Origin of the sequence: Flavobacterium sp. UBA5153, assembly GCA_002413745.1 — a bacterium.
Lineage (GTDB): Bacteria > Bacteroidota > Bacteroidia > Flavobacteriales > Flavobacteriaceae > Flavobacterium.
Window position 1 is genome coordinate 89255 of sequence record DHXP01000070.1, and the last position, 23568, is coordinate 112822.

Annotated in this window: 23 protein-coding genes and 1 tRNA gene; 16 read left to right on the plus strand and 8 right to left on the minus strand. The window is 32.4% G+C overall.

Translation table 11 applies throughout. The annotated features are described in order from the left end of the window. Positions 1-2: 2 nt before the first annotated feature. The 3 genes from B2145_RS14365 to B2145_RS14375 form a co-directional block, all read right to left on the minus strand. The gene (locus B2145_RS14365; RefSeq protein ID WP_291103626.1) at positions 3-353 is read right to left on the minus strand and encodes a competence protein; all 351 of its coding nucleotides are present in this window, start codon (positions 351-353) and stop codon (positions 3-5) included. An 11-nt stretch (positions 354-364) separates the two neighbouring features. Continuing rightward, positions 365-724 (minus strand): YtxH domain-containing protein, encoded by a 360-nt coding sequence (locus tag B2145_RS14370; RefSeq protein ID WP_291103629.1) that lies wholly within the window; start codon positions 722-724, stop codon positions 365-367. 302 nt (positions 725-1026) lie between these two features. Beyond that, on the minus strand, positions 1027-3129 hold the full coding sequence (locus B2145_RS14375) for a glutamine--tRNA ligase/YqeY domain fusion protein (protein WP_291103631.1): 2103 nt from the start codon (positions 3127-3129) through the stop codon (positions 1027-1029). A 128-nt stretch (positions 3130-3257) separates the two neighbouring features. On the opposite strand from B2145_RS14375, the gene folB reads away from it, so the two are divergent. Next, positions 3258-3617 carry a dihydroneopterin aldolase gene (gene folB, locus B2145_RS14380; RefSeq protein WP_291103634.1) on the plus strand — a complete coding sequence of 120 codons (360 nt, stop codon included), beginning with the start codon at positions 3258-3260 and terminating at the stop codon, positions 3615-3617. A gap of 114 nt (positions 3618-3731) precedes the next feature. After that, positions 3732-3802: transfer RNA gene (locus tag B2145_RS14385), tRNA-Cys, on the plus strand. A 404-nt stretch (positions 3803-4206) separates the two neighbouring features. On the opposite strand, the gene B2145_RS14390 is transcribed toward B2145_RS14385, so the two are convergent. The 4 genes from B2145_RS14390 to rnr are packed head-to-tail and all read right to left on the minus strand — an operon-like array spanning position 4207 to position 8230. Further along, on the minus strand, positions 4207-4599 hold the full coding sequence (locus B2145_RS14390) for a hypothetical protein (protein ID WP_291103636.1): 393 nt from the start codon (positions 4597-4599) through the stop codon (positions 4207-4209). Between the two features lie 54 nt (positions 4600-4653). After that, positions 4654-5331, minus strand: coding sequence for a LysE family translocator (locus B2145_RS14395; RefSeq protein WP_291103638.1), 678 nt, complete (start codon positions 5329-5331; stop codon positions 4654-4656). A gap of 40 nt (positions 5332-5371) precedes the next feature. After that, positions 5372-6040, minus strand: coding sequence for a head GIN domain-containing protein (locus B2145_RS14400; RefSeq protein ID WP_291103640.1), 669 nt, complete (start codon positions 6038-6040; stop codon positions 5372-5374). Between the two features lie 9 nt (positions 6041-6049). Then, complete coding sequence (gene rnr / locus B2145_RS14405) at positions 6050-8230, minus strand: ribonuclease R (protein ID WP_291103643.1); 2181 nt, start codon at positions 8228-8230, stop codon at positions 6050-6052. A gap of 108 nt (positions 8231-8338) precedes the next feature. Between rnr and B2145_RS14410 the strand changes: the two genes are divergently transcribed. The 4 genes from B2145_RS14410 (at position 8339) to B2145_RS14425 (ending at position 12677) form a co-directional block, all read left to right on the plus strand. Further along, on the plus strand, positions 8339-8572 hold the full coding sequence (locus B2145_RS14410; protein WP_291103645.1) for a putative signal transducing protein: 234 nt from the start codon (positions 8339-8341) through the stop codon (positions 8570-8572). Between the two features lie 622 nt (positions 8573-9194). Further along, positions 9195-9623 carry a ribose 5-phosphate isomerase B gene (gene rpiB, locus B2145_RS14415; RefSeq protein ID WP_291103647.1) on the plus strand — a complete coding sequence of 143 codons (429 nt, stop codon included), beginning with the start codon at positions 9195-9197 and terminating at the stop codon, positions 9621-9623. Between the two features lie 6 nt (positions 9624-9629). Continuing rightward, entirely contained in the window at positions 9630-10538 is a 909-nt protein-coding gene (locus B2145_RS14420) for a cation diffusion facilitator family transporter (protein WP_291103650.1), read from the plus strand. A gap of 15 nt (positions 10539-10553) precedes the next feature. After that, positions 10554-12677 carry a Tex family protein gene (locus B2145_RS14425; protein ID WP_291103651.1) on the plus strand — a complete coding sequence of 708 codons (2124 nt, stop codon included), beginning with the start codon at positions 10554-10556 and terminating at the stop codon, positions 12675-12677. 35 nt (positions 12678-12712) lie between these two features. On the opposite strand, the gene tatA is transcribed toward B2145_RS14425, so the two are convergent. Beyond that, on the minus strand, positions 12713-12886 hold the full coding sequence (gene tatA, locus B2145_RS14430) for a twin-arginine translocase TatA/TatE family subunit (RefSeq protein WP_291103653.1): 174 nt from the start codon (positions 12884-12886) through the stop codon (positions 12713-12715). Between the two features lie 212 nt (positions 12887-13098). Between tatA and B2145_RS14435 the strand changes: the two genes are divergently transcribed. The 10 genes from B2145_RS14435 to B2145_RS14480 form a co-directional block, all read left to right on the plus strand. Continuing rightward, on the plus strand, positions 13099-13596 hold the full coding sequence (locus tag B2145_RS14435) for a peptidase (protein WP_291103655.1): 498 nt from the start codon (positions 13099-13101) through the stop codon (positions 13594-13596). 38 nt (positions 13597-13634) lie between these two features. Then, a complete protein-coding gene (locus B2145_RS14440; RefSeq protein ID WP_291103656.1) occupies positions 13635-15122 on the plus strand; it encodes a GH3 family domain-containing protein in 1488 nt (495 codons plus the stop codon). Between the two features lie 35 nt (positions 15123-15157). Then, positions 15158-16840, plus strand: coding sequence for a DUF6909 family protein (locus B2145_RS14445; protein WP_291103658.1), 1683 nt, complete (start codon positions 15158-15160; stop codon positions 16838-16840). Between the two features lie 10 nt (positions 16841-16850). Further along, complete coding sequence (locus tag B2145_RS14450; RefSeq protein WP_291103660.1) at positions 16851-17840, plus strand: hypothetical protein; 990 nt, start codon at positions 16851-16853, stop codon at positions 17838-17840. A gap of 128 nt (positions 17841-17968) precedes the next feature. Continuing rightward, positions 17969-18520 (plus strand): dTDP-4-dehydrorhamnose 3,5-epimerase, encoded by a 552-nt coding sequence (gene rfbC / locus B2145_RS14455; protein WP_291103661.1) that lies wholly within the window; start codon positions 17969-17971, stop codon positions 18518-18520. Beyond that, complete coding sequence (gene rfbD / locus B2145_RS14460; protein ID WP_291103662.1) at positions 18514-19371, plus strand: dTDP-4-dehydrorhamnose reductase; 858 nt, start codon at positions 18514-18516, stop codon at positions 19369-19371. The genes rfbC and rfbD overlap by 7 nt, the downstream gene beginning before the upstream one ends. Positions 19372-19518: 147 nt before the next feature. Continuing rightward, entirely contained in the window at positions 19519-20811 is a 1293-nt protein-coding gene (locus tag B2145_RS14465; protein WP_291103664.1) for an oligosaccharide flippase family protein, read from the plus strand. A 13-nt stretch (positions 20812-20824) separates the two neighbouring features. Continuing rightward, on the plus strand, positions 20825-21631 hold the full coding sequence (locus B2145_RS14470) for a glycosyltransferase family 2 protein (RefSeq protein WP_291103665.1): 807 nt from the start codon (positions 20825-20827) through the stop codon (positions 21629-21631). A 175-nt stretch (positions 21632-21806) separates the two neighbouring features. After that, on the plus strand, positions 21807-22874 hold the full coding sequence (locus B2145_RS14475) for an O-antigen ligase family protein (RefSeq protein ID WP_291103668.1): 1068 nt from the start codon (positions 21807-21809) through the stop codon (positions 22872-22874). Further along, a partial coding sequence (locus B2145_RS14480) for a glycosyltransferase (RefSeq protein WP_291103672.1) occupies positions 22871-23568 on the plus strand: 698 nt, incomplete at its 3' end. The genes B2145_RS14475 and B2145_RS14480, both read left to right, overlap by 4 nt.

Below are 23568 nucleotides of genomic sequence, written 5' to 3' on the forward strand. Positions count from 1 at the left end.
ATTTAGTCGTTGAAAAAGATTTCTGAAAATTTCTCTAAAATTGGCTCTTCAATTATTTTGTCTTTAAACAAAAATACAATTATTGAAATAACTAGATAAACTCCGCCAATTATTAAAAATCCAAATACATAATTGTCAAGTGTTTTACCAATTGCTAAAGCCCCTGCAACCGAAAAAAACATCAAAACTATTAAAAAAAACAAAAAAACAAAAGCAAATTTAAAAATCAACGTGGTAAGTTTCATTGCTACTTTGAAACTTTTTAATTTGTAGTAGGCAATATTACTTTCGATATAGGCTTGAGCCTCATCTTGAATATTTTCTGTGTTTTCTTTTAGTTCTTCAAAAGCCATAATTGAGTTATTTAGGAATTCGTTTTTTGTGTTGAAGCTTTATCCTTTTGAAGTTTGGCATTTTGTTCTTTTAATTCAGCTAATTTTATTTCCAAAAGAGATATCACATCTTCAGTTTTATGACTCATATTAGAAATCATATTTTCATAAGTTTCTTCTAAATCATTTTTGGCGTTTGAAAATTTACTTTTCAATTCTTCCGAGGCGTCTTTAAATTTATGTTTTAAATCACTTTTTGCATCATCAAAACCATCTTTGATTTTTTCTCTTGTTTTAGTTCCTTTATCTGGTGCAAATAAAATTCCAACACCCACTCCAATTACTGCTCCTGACAAAACTGCCAATAATGTATTTCCTGCGTTGTTTGACATGATTTTTACTATTTAAATTAATAATTTATTAAAGTTACAACATTTATTAACACCGCAATGTTAATAAGCCGTTAAAGTGGCCAATATTTTTTCAAAACACAATTTGAACAACTATAAATTCACAAATAATCAATAAGCATAATAGGAACTGTCGAACTAAAAAAAACGTCTTAAAATTGATTTATGAAAGCCGTTTTTGATTGGAAAATTCTATTATAAATGGAAATTTTATAAGGATTTACGATAATAAGAAAAACGCCCTAAAAAGGCGTTTTTCATTATCAAAAACTATAGTTAAATTTTTAAAATTTCAAATTATTTAATAAATCAAAAACTTTTTCGTTCTTCTCAGTATTTTTTAATTCTGAAAGTTGTGTTTTAAAATCGTTAAGATGATTCGGGTCGTTTTTTAAATTTTGAATGGCAAAAAATCTCGCCATTGGCAATTGACTTTTTAACGACATCGAATATAATTTTGTCAATGGTTCTTGTTCGATGTCTTTTGCTTGAACTTGATCAGAATAATTTAAAATCAAATTCGAGAACAATAAAGAATTGTTATCATTTTTAATATTCTTTACAATTGTATTATTTATCAAACTGAAATTATCAATGCTTTTTATGTTGTCAATAATTGATTTCAGAATAACATCAGCAGCATTCTCGTCTTTTTCTTTGACATATTTATTGATTTCTTTCTGGGTATTCATCAATAAATTTTCTTCTTTTTTACCTTTTTCTTCCCAAGCATCTTTGAGTCCAACGGTTTTGTTGAAAACTAATTTCTTTTTGTCTGAATCCTTATCAACATTGAAATACCCCAAACGTTGAAACTGGAATTTTTCTCCTGGTTTAACTTCTGATAAGCTTGGTTCCACGAATCCTTTCGCAATTTGCAAAGAATTTGGATTCATAAAATCAAGGAAGTTTTTCTCTTTGTGACTGTCTGGTGCTTCATCTATAAACAATCGGTCATACAAACGAACTTCGGCTTCAATGGCGTGTTGAATGGAAACCCAATGCAAGGTTCCGGCAACTTTTCTTTGGCTTGCTTCACTCCCACTTCCGCTACGAGAATCTTCGTCATAAACGGCGTGTATTTCGGTAATATTTCCTTCCGAATCTTTTACAACACTTTCTCCTTTAATGATATAAGCGTTTTTTAATCGCACTTCTTTTCCAATGGACAATCGGAAAAACTTGGCCGGAGCTTCTTCTAAAAAGTCATCACGTTCAATGAAAATTTCTCTTGAAAAAGGCACTTTTCTGAAACCGGCACTTTCGTCTTCCTGATTGTTTTCGGCTTCAAGCCATTCTTCTTTTCCTTCTGGATAATTAGTAATAACCACTTTTATTGGATCTAAAACCGCCATAACTCTTGGTGCGGTTTTGTTTAAATCTTCACGCAAACAAAACTCCAACAATGAAACTTCAATCACGTTTTCACGTTTGGCAACGCCAATGATATCACAAAATTTCCGAATGGAATTCGCCGTATAACCTCTTCTTCTTAATCCCGAAATCGTTGGCATTCTTGGATCATCCCAACCATTTACAATATTTTCCTGAACCAATTGCAACAGTTTTCGTTTGCTCATTACAGTGTAATTCAAGTTCAAACGCGCAAATTCATATTGGCTAGGTCTTACTTTGTTTTCGTCACAAATTTGGTCTAAAAACCAATTGTATAATTCACGGTGCATCACAAATTCAAGCGTGCAAATGGAATGTGAAATTTGCTCGATATAATCACTTTCGCCATGCGCAAAATCATACATTGGATAGATTTTCCAATCATTTCCCGTTCTATGGTGATGACGATGCAATACCCTGTACATCAACGGATCACGCATCAACATATTCGTCGATGTCATATCTATTTTGGCTCTCAAAACGTGACTTCCCTCGGGAAAATCACCCTTTTTCATTGCTTCAAATAAAATCAAATTTTCTTCAACAGAACGGTTTCTAAATGGTCCATCAATTCCTGGTTGTGTTGGCGTCCCTTTTTGGGCGGCCATATCTTCAGAAGACTGACTGTCAACATAAGCTTTTCCGTTTTTAATCATTAAAACCGCCCAATCGTATAACTGTTGGAAATAATCGGAAGCATAACGTTCTTCTGCCCATTGAAAACCCAACCAACGCAAATCTTCTTTGATGGCATCAACATATTCCTGTTCTTCTTTGGCTGGATTGGTATCGTCAAACCGCAGATTTACAGGGGCATTGTATCGCAACCCCAAACCAAAATTTAAGCAAATGGATTTGGCGTGGCCAATGTGTAAATAGCCATTAGGTTCTGGCGGAAAACGAAAGCGTAATTTATCTTGGGGAAAACCGCTTGCTAAATTGTCTTCGATAATTTGTTCTATAAAATGAAGTGATTTCTCTTCGGTTGACATAATTTTGTTTAATTTTAGCAAAGATAAAAAAAGAGTTTAGAAGTTTAGGTGTTTAGAAGTTTAGTTATTTCAAACAATCCTATATCTCTGAGCTAAACCCATAACCTTTTAAACTTATAACCTCTACCATGGGAACTATAAAACTAAAAAATATTCGAACCTACTCCTATCACGGCTGTTTATTGGAAGAAGGAAAAATTGGATCCGATTATTCGGTTGATTTGGAAGTTAAAACCGATTTGCAACAATCATCCATCTCAGATGATTTAAAAGACACCGTAGATTATGTGCTTTTGAATCGTATTGTTGTTGAAGAAATGGCTATTCGATCCCATTTATTGGAACACGTTGTTCAAAGAATTATTACAAGATCTTTAAAAGAAATACCATCCATTTGGTGGATAAAAACCGCGGTTTCAAAACTGAATCCTCCTATTGATGGTGATGTTGAAGCGGTTTCCATTGAAATGGAACAATCGAGAAATTAAGCCCCTTAACCCCCAAAGGGGAAATAGAGATCGCCTTTGAAAAGAAGTGAATTTTTCAAAATTTAGAATTCAAAATTCAAAATTATTTATTACTTTTGCCGTCCATTCAATAATGGCGTCGTGGCCGAGTGGCTAGGCTGGGCTCTGCAAAAGCTCCTACTCCGGTTCGAATCCGGACGATGCCTCAAGAAGAGATACAGAAATGTGTCTCTTTTTTTTATATCATTTTTTAAAAAAATGAATTAAAGTTATGGTTCGAATCCGTCCCGAAAGCTTTCGGAAGATGCCTCTAAAACCTTCAAGGAAACTTGAGGGTTTTTTTATATTTGTCATTCTGACGTAGGAAGAATCTAAAAAATTAGGTAAAGTTATGGTTCGAATCCGTCCCGAAAGCTTTCGGGAGATGCGGATGAAACCTTCAAGGAAACTTGGAGGTTATTTTAGTTTAATTTAAAAAAAAAGGTGATTTTTTGTTTATGAACCATTTCTAAATTTAGAATATAAAATTTAATAGCTTTTTTGTTTTTTAATAGTAGTGGAATTTTCCGTTATAACATAATTTTAGCAATATTTATACGGTGTAGGTAGTTTATTTAATTATTATCCTTTCATCTAATACAACTTCTGTAAGCCCACCATATCCAAATTTAACCTTAACTTTTTTGTCTTCAAGATATTCCAAAATAACTTCTTTGTTTACAGATAAATCAGAAAAGTGTTTTGGTATTCTAGTTTTTGATTCTTTTACTATAACAAATAGCATATATACTGACCAACCAAAAGAACCAATTCCAATTTGTTCAAACGCAATATTTAACTTATCTGCAAATTGATTGACAATTGCCTGTTTTGTTTTCTTTCCTATTTTAGGATCATAAGGGTTCCAATAATGATTCCAAATCTCTCTTTTTGATTCAAACGGAAGTTGTTTCCATTCATCAAAAGTGAAATCTAGTTCGATATTAATTTTATTATTCTTCATTTTTATTACCTACAAATCAAAATACACACAAGTTTATAGTTATTATTCTTATAACTATTTATCTATTTTTTCCAAAACGTGTTTCAACTTCTCTTTTTCCTTTGGAAACCAACCTTGAGTAATTAAAACAACCCCAAAAACCATTAAAACAATACTTATTCCTTTCTTTATTTTAAAAATGTTTGTCGGTGTCATTTTAGTTTTTAATTGCTTGGCTAATATTATTTTGATACAATCAACAAATAAATAGGAAAGAATCACGGTTGTAAAAAAGGTCATCATTCTAGAGGTTTGCATTTCTAGTTTTGGACCGATGGAAATAATAATTGCCAACCAAAACCCAAGAACTCCTATATTGATTATATTTAAAAAAAATCCTTTAACAAAAAGACTTGCATAGTTTTTCCTGATAATTTCCTGGTCTATAACTTTGGTGTTGATTTTATTTTCCTTGCTTAAGCTGATAAAAGAAATTACTCCATAAGCCAACATCAATATTCCACCAAACATAAAAAGGGCCGAGTTGTCTTTTAAACTTTTTATTAATCTATAACTTCCTAAATAAGCAATGGTAATAAAAACAATATCACCTAATATAACACCTAAATCGAATACTAAAGCCGCTCTAAATCCTTTTATAATACTTGTTTCCAGTAATATAAAAAAAACAGGACCTATCATGAAACTTAAAAAAATTCCCCACGGAATTCCTGATAAAATATCGTTTATCATTGAAAATAAAATTTATTAAAAATAGAAATACAATCAAATACTATTGTTTTTCCCTAATTGTTCCCCCTAAAATTGTTTTCTGGTTGATCTGTTTTGGTTTTCCATAAATATCTATGGAACCACCGGCTTTCACTTTTGCATCCACCAATAAAGTGGCATAAACTTCTGCTTGCCCTCCGGCTGAAACGGTTATCGATGTTTGTGAAGTATGTAATTCTTTCCCTTTAAAAACCCCGCCTGAAGAAACAATACAGTTCTGATTGGTCGCATTACCCGATAATTCAATTATTCCGCCGGAAACTGCTCTTACATTTGCTTTCTCGACATCTAAAACTACATTTATTTCTGATCCTTCACTGGCATCTAAATCAATCGATGTTTGCTTAAAAGTTTTGTCACTTGAAACATAACTTCCTTCATTGGCTTCAATAGTTTCTATTTTTTTGAAATATAATTTAATGACAATATCGTCGCCAGACAATAATTTTGGAAAAGGCATTCTTAATTTTAATTCTCCATTTTTATTCACAACTTCAACTTCATTTTCTCTGTTTCCCGTGATAATTATTTTATTTTCTGAGGATGAAATTAATTTCACGTTGAGTTTGTCAAATACTTTAACGGAATCAAAATCACCAAGATCTCTTGTGACTTGGGCGAATGTAACTTGGGCCAATAGTACGATCGCTATAACTAATACGTTTTTCATTTTTTTTATTTATTCGTTTCTTCTGATAAAATTAAAATCCAATTGTTTCTTCACTAAATCGGCATTTTTTACTTTAACGTAAATTTCGTCGCCTAATTGTAATAAAGCTTTAGTTGTTGCTCCAACCAATGCATATTGTTTTTCGTCAAAAGTATAATAATCGTCTTTAATTTCCCTAATTCGAATCATTCCTTCGCATTTATTTTCGATAATTTCCACAAAAATTCCCCATTCGGTTACTCCGGAAATTACACCTAAAAATTCCTGATCATTGTGATTCTGCATGTATTTTACCTGCATATATTTGATGGAATCACGTTCGGCATTGGTTGCCAAGCCTTCCATAGTGGAGGAATGTAAACATTTAACTTCATACTTTTCTTCATCAACAGATTTTCCTCCGTCGAGATAAAATTGCAATAATCGATGCACCATTACGTCTGGATAACGACGAATTGGAGAAGTAAAATGACTATAATAATCAAATGCTAATCCATAATGTCCAATATTATCAGTGGAATATTTGGCTTTACTCATTGTTCTAATTGCAAGAGTATCTATTAAATTTTGCTCTTTTTTTCCAACAACATCACTCAATAAAGCATTCAAGGATTTTGAAATATCTCCTTTATTTCTGAAATCTATTTTGTAACCAAATTTTGCAATCACAGTTTGCATCGCAATTAATTTATCTTCATTAGGTTCATCGTGAATACGATAAATAAAAGTTTTCTTTTGTTTTCCAATGTATTCCGCCACTTTTTTATTGGCCAAAAGCATAAATTCTTCAATCAAATGATTAGCATCTTTTGATATTTTAAAATAAACTCCCTCTGGTTCGCCTTCCTTGTCTAAATTGAATTTTACTTCTACTTTATCAAATGAAATGGCACCATTATTCATCCTGTCTCTTCTTAAAATCTTGGCTAATTGATCTAATTTTAAGGTCGCAGCGACAATTTCTGAAGGAACTTGATAAGAACTTCCTATGATGGAAATTTCCTCAGGAATTGTATCTCCTTTGGTTTCTATAATATGTTGGGTTTCTTCGTATGAAAATCGTTGATCTGAAAAAATTACCGTTCTACCGAACCATTGATTCACTACTTGAGTTTTTTCGTTGATTTCAAATATTGCCGAAAAAGTATATTTTTCTTCATGCGGTCTTAATGAACAAGCATAATTTGACAAAACTTCCGGTAACATTGGCACGACTCTATCCACTAAATATACCGAAGTTGCTCGTTGATAAGCTTCATCATCCAGAATTGTTCCTTCTTCGAGATAATAAGAAACATCGGCAATATGGACTCCAATTTCGTAATTTCCATTTTCTAATTTTTTGAAAGACAAGGCATCATCAAAATCTTTAGCATCTTTTGGATCAATCGTGAAAGTCAAAGTATCACGCATATCACGACGATTTTTAATCTCGCTTTCGTTTATTGTTGTGTCAATTTTTTGCGCATAAACTTCTACTTCTACCGGAAATTCTGCAGGTAAACCATATTCTGCCAAGATAGCGTGAATTTCAGTATCGTGTTCACCAGGTTTTCCTAATACTTTAATTACAGCTCCAAAAGGACTATCGGCTTTTTTAGGCCAATCTTCTATATGAACTAATACAACGTCTCCTTGTTCAGCCTCGCCTAATTTATCTTTTGGAATAAAAATATCGGTGTACATTTTTGGGTTGGCAGTCGAAACAAAAGCAAAATTCTTTTGAATATCAATTACTCCAACAAAATCTGTCTTTTTCCTTTCAACAACTTCAATAACTTCACCTTCAGGTCTTCTTCCTTTTCTTCTATTGTAAACATAAACTTTTACCGTGTCTTTGTCTAAAGCACGGTTTAAATTATTGGTTGGAATAAATACGTCTTCATCTAATTCAGGACAAACAAAATAAGCGGTTTTTCGACCAGTCATATCAATAGTTCCTTCGTAGTAATCTTGACTGATTGCTTTTACAAGATATTTTCCAGGTTCGGTTTCTACAACCTTTTTATTGGAAGCGAGAATTTTTAAATCTCTAATAATTTCATTTCTACTTTTAGTGTCATCTAAATCTAAAATAGCTGCTATTTGCTTATAATTAAACGCTTTATTGGCATTTTTAGCTAATATTTTTATAATTTTATCAGAGAAATCTTTCTCTTTTTTTTCGGGTTTTCTCAGTTTTTTACTCATAAATCTTTTCTTAAAAGTCTAAAATTACGAATAAGATTTCAAATTTAGTATTTAGAATTTCAGATTTATTAAAAATATAACTTTTGTATCTTTATAAAAATAAAAAAAATGGAAGAATTTAAAACCATAGCCATATTCAATTACATGCATGAAATCGTGATTCTAAAACATCTATTGGAACAAGAAGAAATTCAATACTTTTTCGAAAATGAAATGATGTCTTCGATTGCTCCATTTTATTCCAATGCATTGGGTGGAATTAAAATGAAAATTCATCCCAATGATTTCGAGAGGGTTCAAAACATATTAGATGAATTAAATAATAATTTAAAAATTGTTTAAAAATTCTAAAGTTGTCAACATCTATTAAAAACAACAAAAAGAAAAAGGAAATTTAAATTAATTTTTAATGGTTATTATAGCGTGTTAATAGTTACAATAACTTTATTTTTAAAACAGTTATTTTAAAGTTAGATGTTTTTATATTGATTTGTTAACATAGTTATTTTAGGTTAAAAGGTTTATTTTAAAGTAATTTTAAAAAATAATGAACAGTTGTTAATAATTATAAAAACATTGGTTTTGTAAATAAGTTTACTATTAAATTTTTGTTAACAACATCACTTTTTTTACCTATAACTATTCCATAAATTCACCAAACTAAATTTGTTTATTTCATTCCCATTTTGGATTACGTTTTTATTTAATACAAACGAGAAATACTTCTAATTTTCTATCTAAAGTTATAAACATTTAATGTTAATTTAAAGTTACCTGATTATCAAGTATTTATAAAAGGCTATTAACATTACATTATATTAATAATTTAGTTACAATAGAGCCATTAATTTAAATATTTTTATAAAAATTATTGATAATCTAGCAGTTATATATTTAATTTAAAAAAATTAAAAATCCACAATTCTTTCAGTAAATTTGCAGTACATAATTTAATAAAAATATAATGAAAATCTCCATAGGAAACGATCATGCAGGACCAGATTATAAAAAAGCAATTGTAGCGATGCTTCAATCAAAAGGACACGAAGTAATTAATTACGGTACTGACACAATAGATAGTGTTGATTATCCTGATTTTGGTCATGCTGTTGCTAAAGATGTTTCGGAAGGAAAAGTTAGTTTTGGAATTGTAATTTGCGGAAGTGGAAACGGAATAGCAATGACGGTGAATAAACACCCAAAAGTGCGTGCGGCTTTATGTTGGATAAAAGAAATTGCCACCTTGGCTCGCCAACATAATGATGCCAACATAATTAGTATTCCAGCGCGCTATACTTCGATTCCACAAGCTGTAGAAATGGTGGAAACTTTCCTTACTACTGAATTTGAAGGAGGAAGACATCAAAACAGGGTTAATAAAATTAGTTGTTAATATATTTTGGGAAACAATCATAGCCACAGTCACAAACACGAAGTACAAGGTAAAAACCTGTTATTTTCAATTTTTTTAAATATTGTAATCACTATTGCCCAAGTTATTGGCGGAATTCTTTCGGGAAGTTTGGCTTTAATTTCCGATGCTTTACATAATTTTTCAGATGTACTTTCTTTGGTTTTTAGCTATATCGCTCATAAATTATCCAAGAAAAAAGCATCTGTCAATCAAACTTTTGGGTACAAACGAGCGGAACTTATTGCCGCTTTTGTAAATGCCATGACGTTAATAATTGTTGCTTTATTTTTAATTTATGGAGCTACCGAACGTTTTTTCAATCCACATAAAATTGCATCTGAATTAGTAATTTGGCTTTCACTTTTAGGAATCATAGTAAATGGTTTGTCTGTTTTAATTTTAAAAAGTGACGCAGACAAAAACCTGAACATGAAATCCGCTTATTTGCATTTGTTTACAGATATGTTGGCTTCGGTCGCGGTTTTAATTGGCGGATTGTTAATGAAATATTTTCAATGGTATTGGGTTGATAGTGTAATGACGTTGATTATTGCCATTTATTTGATAGTTGTAGGTGTTGATTTACTTATAAAATCTACACAAATGCTGATGCTTTTTACACCTAGCCATATTGAAATAAAAGAAATTGTTAGAGAAGTACATAAAATTCCAGGCATAGGTAAATTACACCATATTCACGTTTGGTATCTCAACGAAGAAGAATTACATCTCGAAGCGCATTTAGACTGTCTTGAAGATATAAAAATGTCTGAATTCAATGAAATGCTACACAAGGTGGAATATGTTTTATTAGATAAATTCCAAATTAATCACGTTAATATTCAACCTGAATACAATAAAGAGGATCCAATGGATTTTATTGTCCAAGATTAACGTCAAAATAAAATAATGACCAACATACAATTCATATCCAAAACCGTTGCTACTTTACCAATAAACATTCAAAACACGGTTCAATTATTACAAGAAGATTGCACAATTCCGTTTATTTCCCGTTATCGAAAAGACAAAACCGGCAATCTTGACGAGGTTCAAATAGAACAAATTGCTAAACTTCAAAAGGAGTACGAAGTCATCGTAAAACGGAAAGAAGCCATTTTAAAATCTATCGAAGAACAAAATGCACTTACACCGGAATTAGATAAAAAAATCCAACAAAGTTTCGATTTACAGGAGTTGGAAGATTTTTATTTGCCCTACAAAAAGAAGAAAAAAACCCGTGCCGACGTCGCTCGGGAAAACGGATTGGAGCCACTGGCAAAAATCATTATGGCACAAAATAATGATGATGTCGATTTTATTTCCACCAAATATTTGAACGATAAAGTTCAAAATGAAGACGAAGCTTTGCAAGGCGCAAGAGATATTATCGCCGAATGGATTAACGAAAATATTTATGTTCGCAAGCAATTGCGCAGACTTTTTCAGCGCAAAGCAACCATCACAACCAAAGTCGTAAAAGCAAAAAGAGACGACGAAAAAGCCCAAAAATTCGACCAATATTTCGATTGGTCCGAAAGTTTAAGTAAAACACCATCGCACAGATTATTAGCTATGCTTCGCGCCGAGAACGAAGGTTTTGTCAAAATGAAAATTGAAGTTGAAAACGAGGAAGCTTTAGATATAATTGATGAACTAATTATCAAAAAGAAAAACAATACAACTCCGCATTTACAACTTGCCATCGAAGACAGTTTCAAAAGGTTGCTGAATCCGGCAATTTCAAACGAAGCTTTGCAAGAAGCTAAAGCCAAGGCAGACGCCAATTCTATTCAGGTTTTTGCCAATAATTTAGGGCAGTTGTTACTTGCTCCGCCTTTGGGCGAAAAAAGAATTTTGGCGATTGATCCAGGATTTCGTTCTGGTTGCAAAGTAGTTTGTCTCGACGAAAAAGGGGATTTGTTGTACAACGAAAACATTTATCCTCATGCGCCACAAAATGAAACGGCAATGGCGATGAAAAAAATTCGTTCGATGGTGAATGCGTATCAAATTGATGCCATTTCCATTGGGAACGGAACGGCTTCGAGAGAAACCGAGTTCTTTATCAAGAAAATTGCCTTTGACAAACCAGTTCAGGTTTTTATAGTTTCTGAAGCTGGAGCATCAGTTTATTCGGCATCAAAAATTGCACGAGAGGAATTTCCAAATTACGACGTGACGGTTCGTGGTTCAGTTTCCATAGGCAGACGACTTTCGGATCCTTTGGCCGAATTGGTAAAAATCGACCCGAAAGCCATTGGCGTAGGCCAATATCAGCATGACGTGGATCAAACCAAACTTAAAGAAGAATTGGATAATACGGTGATTCGTTGCGTGAATTCCGTTGGAATTAACATCAATACGGCGAGCAAACATTTGTTGAGTTATGTGAGTGGAATAGGAGAGAAGCTGGCCGAAAATATTGTGCAATATCGCTCTGAAAACGGTCCTTTTGAAGACCGAAAACAATTGAAAAAAGTGCCAAGATTAGGCGAAAAAGCCTACCAGCAAGGGGCTGCATTTATCCGAATTTCGAATGCAAGAAATCCATTAGATAATTCAGCCGTTCACCCCGAAGCGTATGGAATTGTCGAAAAAATGGCAAAGGATTTGAAAGTTTCCGTGAATGATTTGATTGCCAACAAGGAAAAAACCGCCCTGATAAAACCAGAAAATTATGTCACGCCTGAAATAGGATTATTGGGATTGAAAGACATTATAAAAGAACTCGAAAAACCAGGATTGGATCCTAGAAAATCGGCAAAAGTTTTTGAATTTGACCCCAATGTAAAAACGATAAAAGATTTGAAAACCGGGATGATTTTACCTGGAATTGTCAACAATATCACCAATTTTGGTTGTTTTGTAGATCTTGGAATCAAGGAAAGTGGCTTGGTTCACATTTCGCAACTCAAAGCTGGTTTTGTGAGTGATGTAAATGAAGTGGTAAAATTACACCAACACGTTCAAGTGAAAGTGACCGAAGTGGATGAGGAAAGAAAACGTATTCAGTTGAGTATGATAATTTAAGATAAAAAAAATATCCCGAAATCATCGGGATATTTTTATTTTGTTTCTTCTTCTTTTTTATCAGCTGGCTGATCGTCTTTGGCTGCGTTTTTGAATTCTTTAATTCCGCTACCCAACCCTTTCATTAATTCTGGAATTTTTTTACCTCCAAAAAGTAATAAAACAACTGCTAATATAACAAGGATTTCAGTGACACCTAATCTTCCCATAATTGAATAATTTATTGCCGAAGCAAATTTGTAATAAATCTTGTGACAAAGGTATATAGAAATATTTTACCTAAATTCATTTTAGGTTAATTATTTAGTTTCAAAAGCGTTAAATCTTTCGTAAAATAGGTTAGTTGTCATAAATTTCATTAAGAAAATAGGCTAATGATATCATAACATTAATTGTTATATTTGTAAAATAAACATAAAATATGTCTGAAAAGAGACTTAAAAGAAAAAGACTCCATAACAAATTATTCTTAAAAAACCGATTGGTTATTTTGAACGAGGATACATTTGAAGAAATATTCTCGTTCAAATTGAATCTGATGAATGTTTTTGTGACGGCTACTATTGGCGCTATTTTGTTAATTTCATTTACCACTTATATCATAGCTTTTACGCCCTTACGTGAGTTTATTCCGGGATACTCTTCTTCAAAACTAAAAAGAGATGCAACTGAACTTGCCTTAAAATCAGACTCATTGTCTGATGCATTAAAGAAAAATGAAGCCTATATAAAATCGATTCAAAAAGTATTGACTGGCGATTTAGAATATGCAAAATTCAACAAAGATTCCATACTTGCCTCAAGTAATGAAGCACCGCCCCAGGTTGATTTATCACCATCAAAAGAAGAATTGGAATTAAGGAAACAAGTGGACAAAGAAGAAAAAAAACCAATTTCCCCAAAAGCTAAATCAAAATAGAGTCTTGAACTATTTTTTCAAAAGAGTAAACACAAAAAATGTCAATAAAATCGTTTGCAGCAAAACTATTTGCACAAAAAATTTATACTAAAACCCAATTGTGGGTCAATCGCCCTGTTGAAATTCAAAATGAAGTTTTACAAAAATTAATAAAAGAGGCACAACACACCAAGTTTGGAATTGACCATCACTTCAATCAAATAAAAACAAGCGTAGATTTTGCGAATAATGTTCCGATTCGTGATTATGAAGAGTTAAAACCTTACATTGATCAAGTTGTAAAAGGCGAGGAGAATATTCTCTGGAAAGGCAAACCGCTTTATTTTGCAAAGACTTCCGGAACTACTTCGGGAGCAAAATACATTCCGCTTACCAAGGAATCTATGCCATATCATATTGAAGCGGCACGAAACGCGATCCTGCATTACATTCACGAAACAGGAAAAGCCGATTTTGTCGACGGGAAAATGATTTTCCTTCAAGGAAGTCCAATTCTGGAAGAAAAAAACGGTATAAAACTAGGAAGATTGTCGGGAATTGCGGCACATTTTGTACCGAAATATTTGCAAAAAAACCGAATGCCTTCTTGGGAAACCAATTGTATTGAAGATTGGGAAACCAAGGTAAATGCAATTGTCGAAGAAACTTTCGACCAAAATATGACGGTGATTTCAGGAATTCCGTCTTGGGTACAAATGTATTTCGAGAAATTACATCAAAAAGGAGGGAAGCCTATTGGTGAAATTTTCAAAAACTTCAATTTATTCATTTATGGTGGCGTCAATTATGAGCCGTATCGCGCCAAGTTCGAAAATCTCATAGGACGAAAAGTAGACAGCATCGAATTATTTCCAGCCTCTGAAGGATTTTTTGCCTACCAAGATTCCCAGAAAGAAAAAGGAATGTTGTTGTTGTTGAACTCCGGAATTTTTTATGAATTTGTAAAAAGCGATGAGTTTTATTTCGAAAATCCAAGGAGATTTACCATTGGCGAGGTAGAAATGGGAGTAAATTATGTATTGATAATTTCTACCAATGCAGGACTTTGGGGATATAATATTGGCGACACCGTTCAGTTTACATCATTAAAACCTTATAGAATAATTGTTTCAGGAAGAATCAAACATTATATTTCTGCATTTGGCGAACACGTAATTGGCAAAGAAGTCGAAAGTGCTTTGCAAGAAGCAATAATTGGCACAACTATTCGCATCAACGAATTTACCGTTGCGCCGCAGATTAATTCAACCGAAGGTTTGCCGTATCACGAGTGGTTCATAGAATTTGAAAACGAACCTGAAAACTTCGACACTTTTTCGGAAGCTTTAGACAATGCCATGCGGAAACAAAATATGTATTACGATGATTTAATAGTGGGCAGCGTATTGAGAAAAGTAGTTATTACAAAAGTGGTAAAAAACGGTTTTCAAGACTATATGAAATCCATAGGAAAACTGGGCGGGCAAAATAAAATTCCAAGGCTGAGCAATGACAGAAAAATAGTGGATTTACTTAGCAAACAATAAAAACCATACATTCGTATGCTTAGAATATACAATTAATGAAGGATATAAAGAACACCTCAAGATCTAGGTCACAAGAATCCTCGGCGGCAATTGAAAAAATGTACATCACAATGCGCCATTTGTTTAACAGAGGATTTTATAAACCTATGGGTGTTTCGGGCGAAACGCTACGAGAAGCATTACTTTCTTTGCGGCCTGAAATTTATGGAAATATTGCCGAAGAAAAAGTGGAATTAAGCGGACTTTTATATGTTATTGAGCGTCTTCCCACTGGAATTGAAGAATGTCGATTTATTAATTTAACTTCAGACGAGGGCTATTCCGGATCCCATTTCCAGGCAATTGTACCTCCCAAAAGAAAAAGAAATTGTTATCGCATTGACGAGGAACAAATGAATGTTGAAATTACCCGTGGGCGTTCGGATATTTATGATATTTTGACGCATTTGACGTTTATTTTCATCGAATCGCACAAGATAAAAAACAGGGTTTTGCTTGACGATGCCGGCGAAGTATCTCGCGATTGGCAAAAACTGGAGCAGGCCGTTTCTCAAAAGAAAAAACTTTCGCAAATAGAAAAAGAGAAAGCCGTTTCGCACGCCGCAAACATTCTTGGAAGAACATTTATAGAAGTATTGGACATATACGACGCCTTTGGATCGGAATTATCTCCAGATCGTTTTTTGCACGTTATCTTTTGGTTGGGAAAATTAGCAATTGAAGAAGTTGTAGACGACAACAAAAGAACGATAACGTTTAGTCCCATTTTAAGAGAACGATTAGGACACCATATTCACGGCGAAATTTGGGCAACCAATGTCAAGGAAGTTTTGAACGAAAACCAACTTTTAGACCGGCCAATTCATGTTATAAGTGCCAATATGCACAGCGTGATGAACTCCATCTTTGCCACGACAGCGTTGAAAACCAAGTTTAAAGATAAATCTGATTTCTTTATTTATGAAGAATTGAGCAAATCAGGGGCTTATGAGGTTAGAGACAAAGTGGAGGAATTTGCAAAATTGCACGGAATGATTTCGATTCCTGACACTTCTGGAACCAATATTGACGTTCAAATTTTTGACACGGCAAAAATGGATTGGGCAAAATCATCCTTTCCAACAGCAAATATTGGAGATATAAAACCAGTAATTATTGTGATGGATTATGCTTTTGGAGAACAGGCTTATGAAACCATCGATGAATTATTGAAGCCATACAAGAAAGACAACACCTTGTTAAACGTGGAATCTGTATCCATAATGGGAAAAGCAGGTATTCTGGAAGGCAGAAAAGGCGATATTATGATTCCTACGGCACATATAAATGAAGGAACGGCGGACAATTATTTTTTCCATAATGAATTAGCGGCTGAAATGTTTGAAGGCAATGACATTTCTGTTTTTGCCGGGTCAATGGTTACCGTACTTGGCACATCCTTGCAAAATAAAGATTTGCTAAGGTTCTTTCATGAATCTACTTGGGGAGTTATTGGATTGGAAATGGAAGGCTCTTATTATCAAAAAGCCATTCAGTCGGCCTCGAAAATCAGAAAAAGCATTCCTCTTGACGTGAAAGTTCGATATGCTTATTATGCATCAGATAATCCCTTGGAAACAGGAAGAACATTGGCTTCTGGAGGCTTGGGAACAACGGGTGTAAAACCTACTTATTTGATTACAATCAAGATATTGGAACAAATTTTTAATGTAAAATAAAAATCAGGGCATGAGTACAAATACACACAACAGTCAAGAAGACCAGCAAATTGATTTGTCCCAAATTTCCAAAAAAATAGGATTTTTTTTTCAAGAAATTAATATGTTTTTATTCAGGTGTATCCGGTTTTTTATTATAAATAGGATTATAATTTCAATTTTATTTATAGTGGGATTTGGCGCGGGATTTTATTTAGACATAACACAAAAAACCTATAATAATCAAATCATAGTGGAGCCGAATTTTGAAAGCACGGATTATTTATATTCAAAAATTGATTTAATTGAGTCTAAAATTAAAGAGGGAGACACCGTTTTTTTAAAAGAGGTTGTAGGTATAAAAAATCCTAAAGAAATCCTAAAAATCGAAATAAAGCCTATAATTGACGTTTACAAATTTATTGAAAATAAAGCAGAAAACTTTGAATTAATCAAGTTGATGGCAGAAGACGGTGATATTCAAAAAATAATTAAAGACAATTTAACCAGTAAAAATTATAGATTTCATACTATATCTTTTATAACCAATGAATCAATCAGCGATAAAGGAACAGTCCAACCACTGTTAAGTTTTTTAAACGATACGGATTATTACAAGAAGATACAAAAAGAAGTTTTAAACAATATTCAAGTTAAGATGAGCCAAAATGACACCATTATTTCACAAATTAATGGAGTCTTAAACGAATTTTCCAACACGATAAATGGCTCCAAAAAAAGCGACAAACTGGTTTATTATAACGAAAACACACAGCTTAACGATGTCATTAAAACCAAAGACGCTTTAATTAAAGAACAGGGAATTCATAGAGTTGAGTTGGTAGGTTTTGATAAAATCATAAAGGACGACAGTGCAATAATAAATATTAAAAACATTAAATCAATCAATGGAAAATTGAAATTTATTTTACCTTTCGTTTTGATTTTTGGATTTATCTTTGTCGGATTCTTCGGAAGATTTTATAAAAACCAAAAAACCATATTCTTGTTGAATAAATAAAAATACGGCAGAACTGTTATTGAAAGCGGGTTGCCAAACCCTTTTTTATATAAGAGATAATTAAAAAGGCAATCTTGCCCAAATTAACAATAAAAAAACACCATTGTTTGTGTTTTAAAACTATTAAAATGAATTTTATCACCACCAATCTAACAGGTTGTTACATTATAGAACCTAAAGTCATCAGAGATGAAAGAGGTTATTTTATGGAAAGTTTCAATGAAAATACCTTTCAAAAAGGAATTGGACAGCCAATTCATTTTGTTCAAGACAACCAGTCTTTTTCTACAAAAGGAGTGCTTCGAGGGTTGCACTATCAAACAGGAGTTCACGCTCAAGCAAAATTGGTTCGTGTTCTTGAAGGAGAAGTTTTGGATGTTGCAGTAGATATAAGACCCGATTCGCCAACCTATGGACAATATGTTTCAGTTGTACTTTCGGGTGAAAATCAGTTGCAATTTTTTGTTCCAAGAGGGTTTGCACATGGTTTTTTAGTGTTGAGCGAAACGGCAACTTTCTTTTATAAATGCGATAATTTTTATAACAAAGAGTCCGAAGGAGGAATTATTTTTAACGACCCAAAAATAAATATCGATTGGCACTTTCCAGAAAAAGAATTGCTGATTTCCGAAAAAGACCAACTATTGCCAACAATTGAAAACGCAAAAGCGGCATGGTAGTTTTAGTTACGGGAGCTTCGGGACAATTAGGGAATTCGTTGCAATATATTGCAAAAAAATATCCTGAGATACAGTTTATTTTTTGTTCATCATCAGATCTAGACATTACAAAAAAAGAAGACTGCCAAGCGGTTTTTTCTAAAATAGAACCGGATTTTTGTATTAATACAGCCGCTTATACCGCTGTTGATAAAGCTGAAAGCGAACCCGAAAAAGCGAATTTTATCAATGTAATTGGAGCTAGAAATTTAGCCGAAGTTTGCAAAGATTTTGGTACGACATTAATTCATGTTTCGACCGATTTTGTTTTCGACGGAAACAAAACAACGCCTTATACCGAAGAGGATATTACGAATCCTCAAAGCATATATGGAAAAACCAAATTAGCAGGGGAAAAGGCAATCCAAGAAGTATTTGACGATTATTTTATCATAAGAACTTCCTGGGTTTATTCCCAGTTTGGCAATAATTTTATGAAGACCATATTGCGGTTGGCCAAAGAAAGAACTTCGTTAAGCATTGTCAATGACCAAATTGGCACTCCAACAAATGCAGTGGATTTAGCCGAGGTGATTTTAACAATAATCAAATCCAAAATCACAAATCCAAAATCACAAGTCCCTTTTGGCATTTACAATTTCAGCAATGAAGGTCAATGTAGCTGGTATGATTTTGCCAAGAAAATACTTGAAGTAAATAATGTAAATATCGATTTACAACCAATTCCAACAACAAGTTATCCAACGCCTGCAGAAAGACCGAAATACAGCGTTTTAGATAAAAGCAAAATAAAAGGCACTTTTAATATTGAAATTAGAACATGGGAGGAAAGTTTAAAAGAAAAAAATTAAATCACAAAAAATAAATGGTTTTTAATAGAGAGCTGGATATAATTATTAAAAAATTAAATTTGAAAGCTACAGAAATAGGCTAGTTTATGGCATATAAAATGTAATGGTTAAAATTTGTTAAATAACTTGAATTTATTTTTGGCACCATTGAGAAAAATTAATAACATAACAACCCAATCTATTTCGTTCAAACAACTTCTTTCATCAGGAAGGTTGACTTTTTTGTATAGAATTTTGGGATTGTTTCTCAATTTCTTTATTACTTTTTTCATCACCAAAAATTACGGTGAAGGTGTTTATGGAAATTATTCCCTTATTTTCACCATGCTTCAGGCAAGTACCATGCTATTTGCTTTAGGACTTCCGAATGCCATAATTAGTTATTTGGGTTTGCACAAAATAGAAGATCATTTTTCCCAATTTATTTTAAAAAAAGGCTTAAAAATAGTCTTGATAGCAACCATCATTCCTTGTGGTTTTTATTTTTTTTTCAGGGAATTTATTGCATTGGATATTTTTGGGAACATAGAGTTGATTCCTTACCTGAAAATCATCGTTTTTACCTTGCCTTTTGCCATAATTCACGAACTCATCTTAAATTTTTTTATTGCCACAAAAAATTTCTTGAAGTTTAACATCTTTATGTTTCTGGTACCCAACTTCATTTTTTTACTTTTATTGGTAATCATCTCCATTTCAAAAGAAAATGAATCGATAACATTTGCTTTTTATTCTATCTCCATTTCAATAACGCTAATTGTTGAATGTTTTTTTGCTTTTAAAAAATCTGAAACGGCCATTTTTGAAAAATTATCCACAAAGCAGATCATTCAGTTTTCTTCCTCGATGATGTTAAGTAGCCTAATGTTGTTTTTATTAAACTGGACGGATGTTTTTATGCTGGGGTTCTTGACTTCGACAAGAGATGTAGGGATTTATAACCTGGCCTACAAACTAGCTTCCTTGACTATGTTAGTCATCATATCCATGAATGTGGTTTTGGCACCAAAAATTTCAGAACTATACCGGTCAAATAAGTTGGCAGAATTGCATAAAACCATAAAAAACGCCACAAGAATTGTTTTTCTAATAACAATCCCAATCGTATTATTCCTAATCGTTTTCGGTGAAATTATTTTAGGGATGTTTGGGGCCAATTTTATTGAAGGAAAAACGGCATTATTTATTATCGCTATTGGTATGTTGCTGAATGTAATGACGGGCAATGTGGATCAAATATTAAATATGACTAACAATCAAAAGATATTAAGGAACATAACCATTTTTGGTTTTGTTGCGAATGTAGCATTAAATACTTTTCTTATCCCAAAATATGGGATAAATGGCGCTGCAATTGCCAGTTTGATTACAAATGTTTTCTTTAATGCCGTATGTCTTCTGTATATCAAAAGGAAGCTGGGGTTTTATACCTTTGTCTAAAAATATACAACGTATGGAAATAGAACTATCAGTAATAATAGTTAATTATAACGGATTAAAATATTTAAAGGATTGTTTGGATTCGTTATATGACAAGCTTAAAAACTGTTTGTTCGAAATTATTATTATTGACAATAATTCCTGTGATGAAAGTTGTAATTTTATAAAACAAAATTATCCAAACATTGTTTTAATAGAATCCAAAGAAAATCTTGGTTTTGGAAAAGGAAATAATTTAGGCGTAAAAAACGCCAAGGGAAAAACAATCCTGTTGTTGAATAATGATACCGTTTTATTAGATTCAATTGAGCCGGCAATAGAAATCCTCACAAACGATGAAAACGTTGGAATTGTGACCGTAAAAATGCTTGGTGGGAATAAAAAGTATATCCCTTCAGTTGGAAAATTTCCTTCTCCATTGCGATTGCTTAAATTTTCTTTTTTGGATGAGGATAGGTCTGAATTTGTAACAGGGAATTTTGATTTGGATAAAACATTTTATGTAGATTGGGTGACGGGTGCATTTATGCTAATCAATAAAGATGATTTTGAAAAAACAGGCGGTTTTGACGATGATTATTTTATGTATGTTGAAGATGTTGATTTGTGCAAAAGAATGGCAAACAATGGTAAAACTTGTGTTTTTATCCCATCAATAAGTTATATTCATTTGGTTGGGTTTAATAAAACAAGGGAAAATTTATTGATAAATGGCTACGGAATCTATGCTGAAAAACATTTTAATGGTCTCCCCAGAATCGTTGCAAAAACGATGCTGTCAATTAATAAAAATATCAAAATACTAAAAAACAAGATTTAAAATGCATATAAAAACGAAAGACATATATATACCCCCTTTTTTGTTAATTGTTTTTTGCCAATTATACCTCCCTTCATTCCGTTTTAATATTTTTTTGCAATTAGTTGTTTTAATTTTATTTTTTTTGTTGGACAGTAAATCATTGACAAATGGGATAGTCAATAAAATACAACCATTGTTCCTTATTTTTTGTTTGGGATTATTGCCAATGGTGTTTTATGAATATAAAATCATCAATTTTATAAAAGACATAGCCCATTTTTTAAAACCTGTTTTGGGTATTTTATTGGGTTATTTTCTCTTCAAAAAGGTGGAACTTAAAGATTTTGTAAAAATAATTATCGTTTCAGGGTTTCTATCTGCAATAGTTCATCTTTTTTTGGTTTTAATTTCCGGCAAGCTTTTTTTTGGCAATATTAACGACATCAGAAATGACTTTGGGAAAGACGATTTTTTGGAGTTATTTGCTCTTTTATTTGCTCTTTTTTACGGTAAATTCCAAAAGCAGCAAATTTTCAAAAAATCATTTATCAACCCGATTATTATATTTATCCTCTTAATTTCAAATGTTCTCTATTTTTCCAGAACCATGATTGTCGGATTTCTATTCGTATTGCTCTCCATATACGGTTTTACAAAAATTAATAAAAAAAACATTAAGACGTTTTTATTTATAATCACAACAATTGGATTAATCTATATTTACCTTTTTACGGTAAAAATTGATAGAAACAAACCTGGTCTGGAATCTTTTTTATACAAAATAAAGATTGCTCCATCAGAGTTGTTTAAGGCAAATATAGACAGGGAAAACCACAAAGACCTTTGGGATCATTGGAGAGGTTACGAGGCAAAAAGAGCTCTGGCCTTGATGCGGGATAATCCGTCCAGCTATGTTATAGGTACCGGTTTTGGATCTTTGATAAATCTTAAGTTCAAAGCCCCCTTAAATGAAAAAGGAATGAAATATATCTCGGAGACCCACAATGGTTATATTTATGTTTTTTATAAAACTGGTATAATCGGATTGATTTTATTGTTCTATTTTTTGATTAAATTATATCTTCAAACCTACCGGAGACATTCTTTTGTGTCAGTTTTTATTTCTTCAATATCAGTTTTTTATTTTTTCACCACTTTAACAATCACCGGTATTTACAACCCTAGAGATGTGGTAATTTTTATTTTAGGAGGATTAATTGCACTTTTACACAGTGGAAAGTATCAAATGAATAATAAATGACAAACAACCTCAAAATATTTGTTGACTGCCACGTATTTGATGGAAGCCATCAAGGCACTACAACATACATTCGAGGATTGTATCAGGAATTGATCAAAGACAAAAACAAGCAATTTTTTTTTGGTGCCAATGATATTTCTGTTATTCAAGAAATTTTCGGAACAGCCGGAAACGTCCATTATCTAAAATATTCTTCCCAGAACAAAGTCTACAGGCTATTATTTGACATTCCCAGATTAATAAAAAAAAATAAAATTGATTATGCCCATTTTCAGTACATCGTGCCGCCTTTGAAGTATTGTAAATATGTTAATACAATTCATGACGTACTTTTTTTAGATTATCCAGAATACTTCCCTTTGAGCTACAGAATAAAAAACAGATTTCTTTTTAAATGGAGCGCAAAACATTCTGATATAGTTTTAACTGTTTCAGAATATTCGAAAAAACAGATACAGAAACACTTTGGAATTAAAAATAGTACAATAACTCCAAACGCAGTTGACCGTATTTTTTTTGAGCCTTATGAAAAAGAAAAGGTACAGGTCGAGGTTAAATCGAAATACAATTTTCAAGATTATTGGATATATATCAGTCGTTGGGAACCAAGAAAAAACCATCACACATTACTGGAAGTTTTCACGGAAAACGAATTTTACAGAAATTATTCCCTTGTTTTAGTAGGGGACAAATC

What these genes read in the sequence shown, in the direction of transcription:
- B2145_RS14365 (WP_291103626.1), bottom strand. Translation starts at nt 353, where the DNA reads ATGGCTTTTGAAGAACTAAAAGAAAACACAGAAAATATTCAAGATGAG.
- B2145_RS14370 (WP_291103629.1), bottom strand. Translation starts at nt 724, where the DNA reads ATGTCAAACAACGCAGGAAATACATTATTGGCAGTTTTGTCAGGAGCA.
- B2145_RS14375 (WP_291103631.1), bottom strand. Translation starts at nt 3,129, where the DNA reads ATGTCAACCGAAGAGAAATCACTTCATTTTATAGAACAAATTATCGAA.
- folB (WP_291103634.1), top strand. Translation starts at nt 3,258, where the DNA reads ATGGGAACTATAAAACTAAAAAATATTCGAACCTACTCCTATCACGGC.
- B2145_RS14390 (WP_291103636.1), bottom strand. Translation starts at nt 4,599, where the DNA reads ATGAAGAATAATAAAATTAATATCGAACTAGATTTCACTTTTGATGAA.
- B2145_RS14395 (WP_291103638.1), bottom strand. Translation starts at nt 5,331, where the DNA reads ATGATAAACGATATTTTATCAGGAATTCCGTGGGGAATTTTTTTAAGT.
- B2145_RS14400 (WP_291103640.1), bottom strand. Translation starts at nt 6,040, where the DNA reads ATGAAAAACGTATTAGTTATAGCGATCGTACTATTGGCCCAAGTTACA.
- rnr (WP_291103643.1), bottom strand. Translation starts at nt 8,230, where the DNA reads ATGAGTAAAAAACTGAGAAAACCCGAAAAAAAAGAGAAAGATTTCTCT.
- B2145_RS14410 (WP_291103645.1), top strand. Translation starts at nt 8,339, where the DNA reads ATGGAAGAATTTAAAACCATAGCCATATTCAATTACATGCATGAAATC.
- rpiB (WP_291103647.1), top strand. Translation starts at nt 9,195, where the DNA reads ATGAAAATCTCCATAGGAAACGATCATGCAGGACCAGATTATAAAAAA.
- B2145_RS14425 (WP_291103651.1), top strand. Translation starts at nt 10,554, where the DNA reads ATGACCAACATACAATTCATATCCAAAACCGTTGCTACTTTACCAATA.
- tatA (WP_291103653.1), bottom strand. Translation starts at nt 12,886, where the DNA reads ATGGGAAGATTAGGTGTCACTGAAATCCTTGTTATATTAGCAGTTGTT.
- B2145_RS14435 (WP_291103655.1), top strand. Translation starts at nt 13,099, where the DNA reads ATGTCTGAAAAGAGACTTAAAAGAAAAAGACTCCATAACAAATTATTC.
- B2145_RS14440 (WP_291103656.1), top strand. Translation starts at nt 13,635, where the DNA reads ATGTCAATAAAATCGTTTGCAGCAAAACTATTTGCACAAAAAATTTAT.
- B2145_RS14445 (WP_291103658.1), top strand. Translation starts at nt 15,158, where the DNA reads ATGAAGGATATAAAGAACACCTCAAGATCTAGGTCACAAGAATCCTCG.
- B2145_RS14450 (WP_291103660.1), top strand. Translation starts at nt 16,851, where the DNA reads ATGAGTACAAATACACACAACAGTCAAGAAGACCAGCAAATTGATTTG.
- rfbC (WP_291103661.1), top strand. Translation starts at nt 17,969, where the DNA reads ATGAATTTTATCACCACCAATCTAACAGGTTGTTACATTATAGAACCT.
- rfbD (WP_291103662.1), top strand. Translation starts at nt 18,514, where the DNA reads ATGGTAGTTTTAGTTACGGGAGCTTCGGGACAATTAGGGAATTCGTTG.
- B2145_RS14470 (WP_291103665.1), top strand. Translation starts at nt 20,825, where the DNA reads ATGGAAATAGAACTATCAGTAATAATAGTTAATTATAACGGATTAAAA.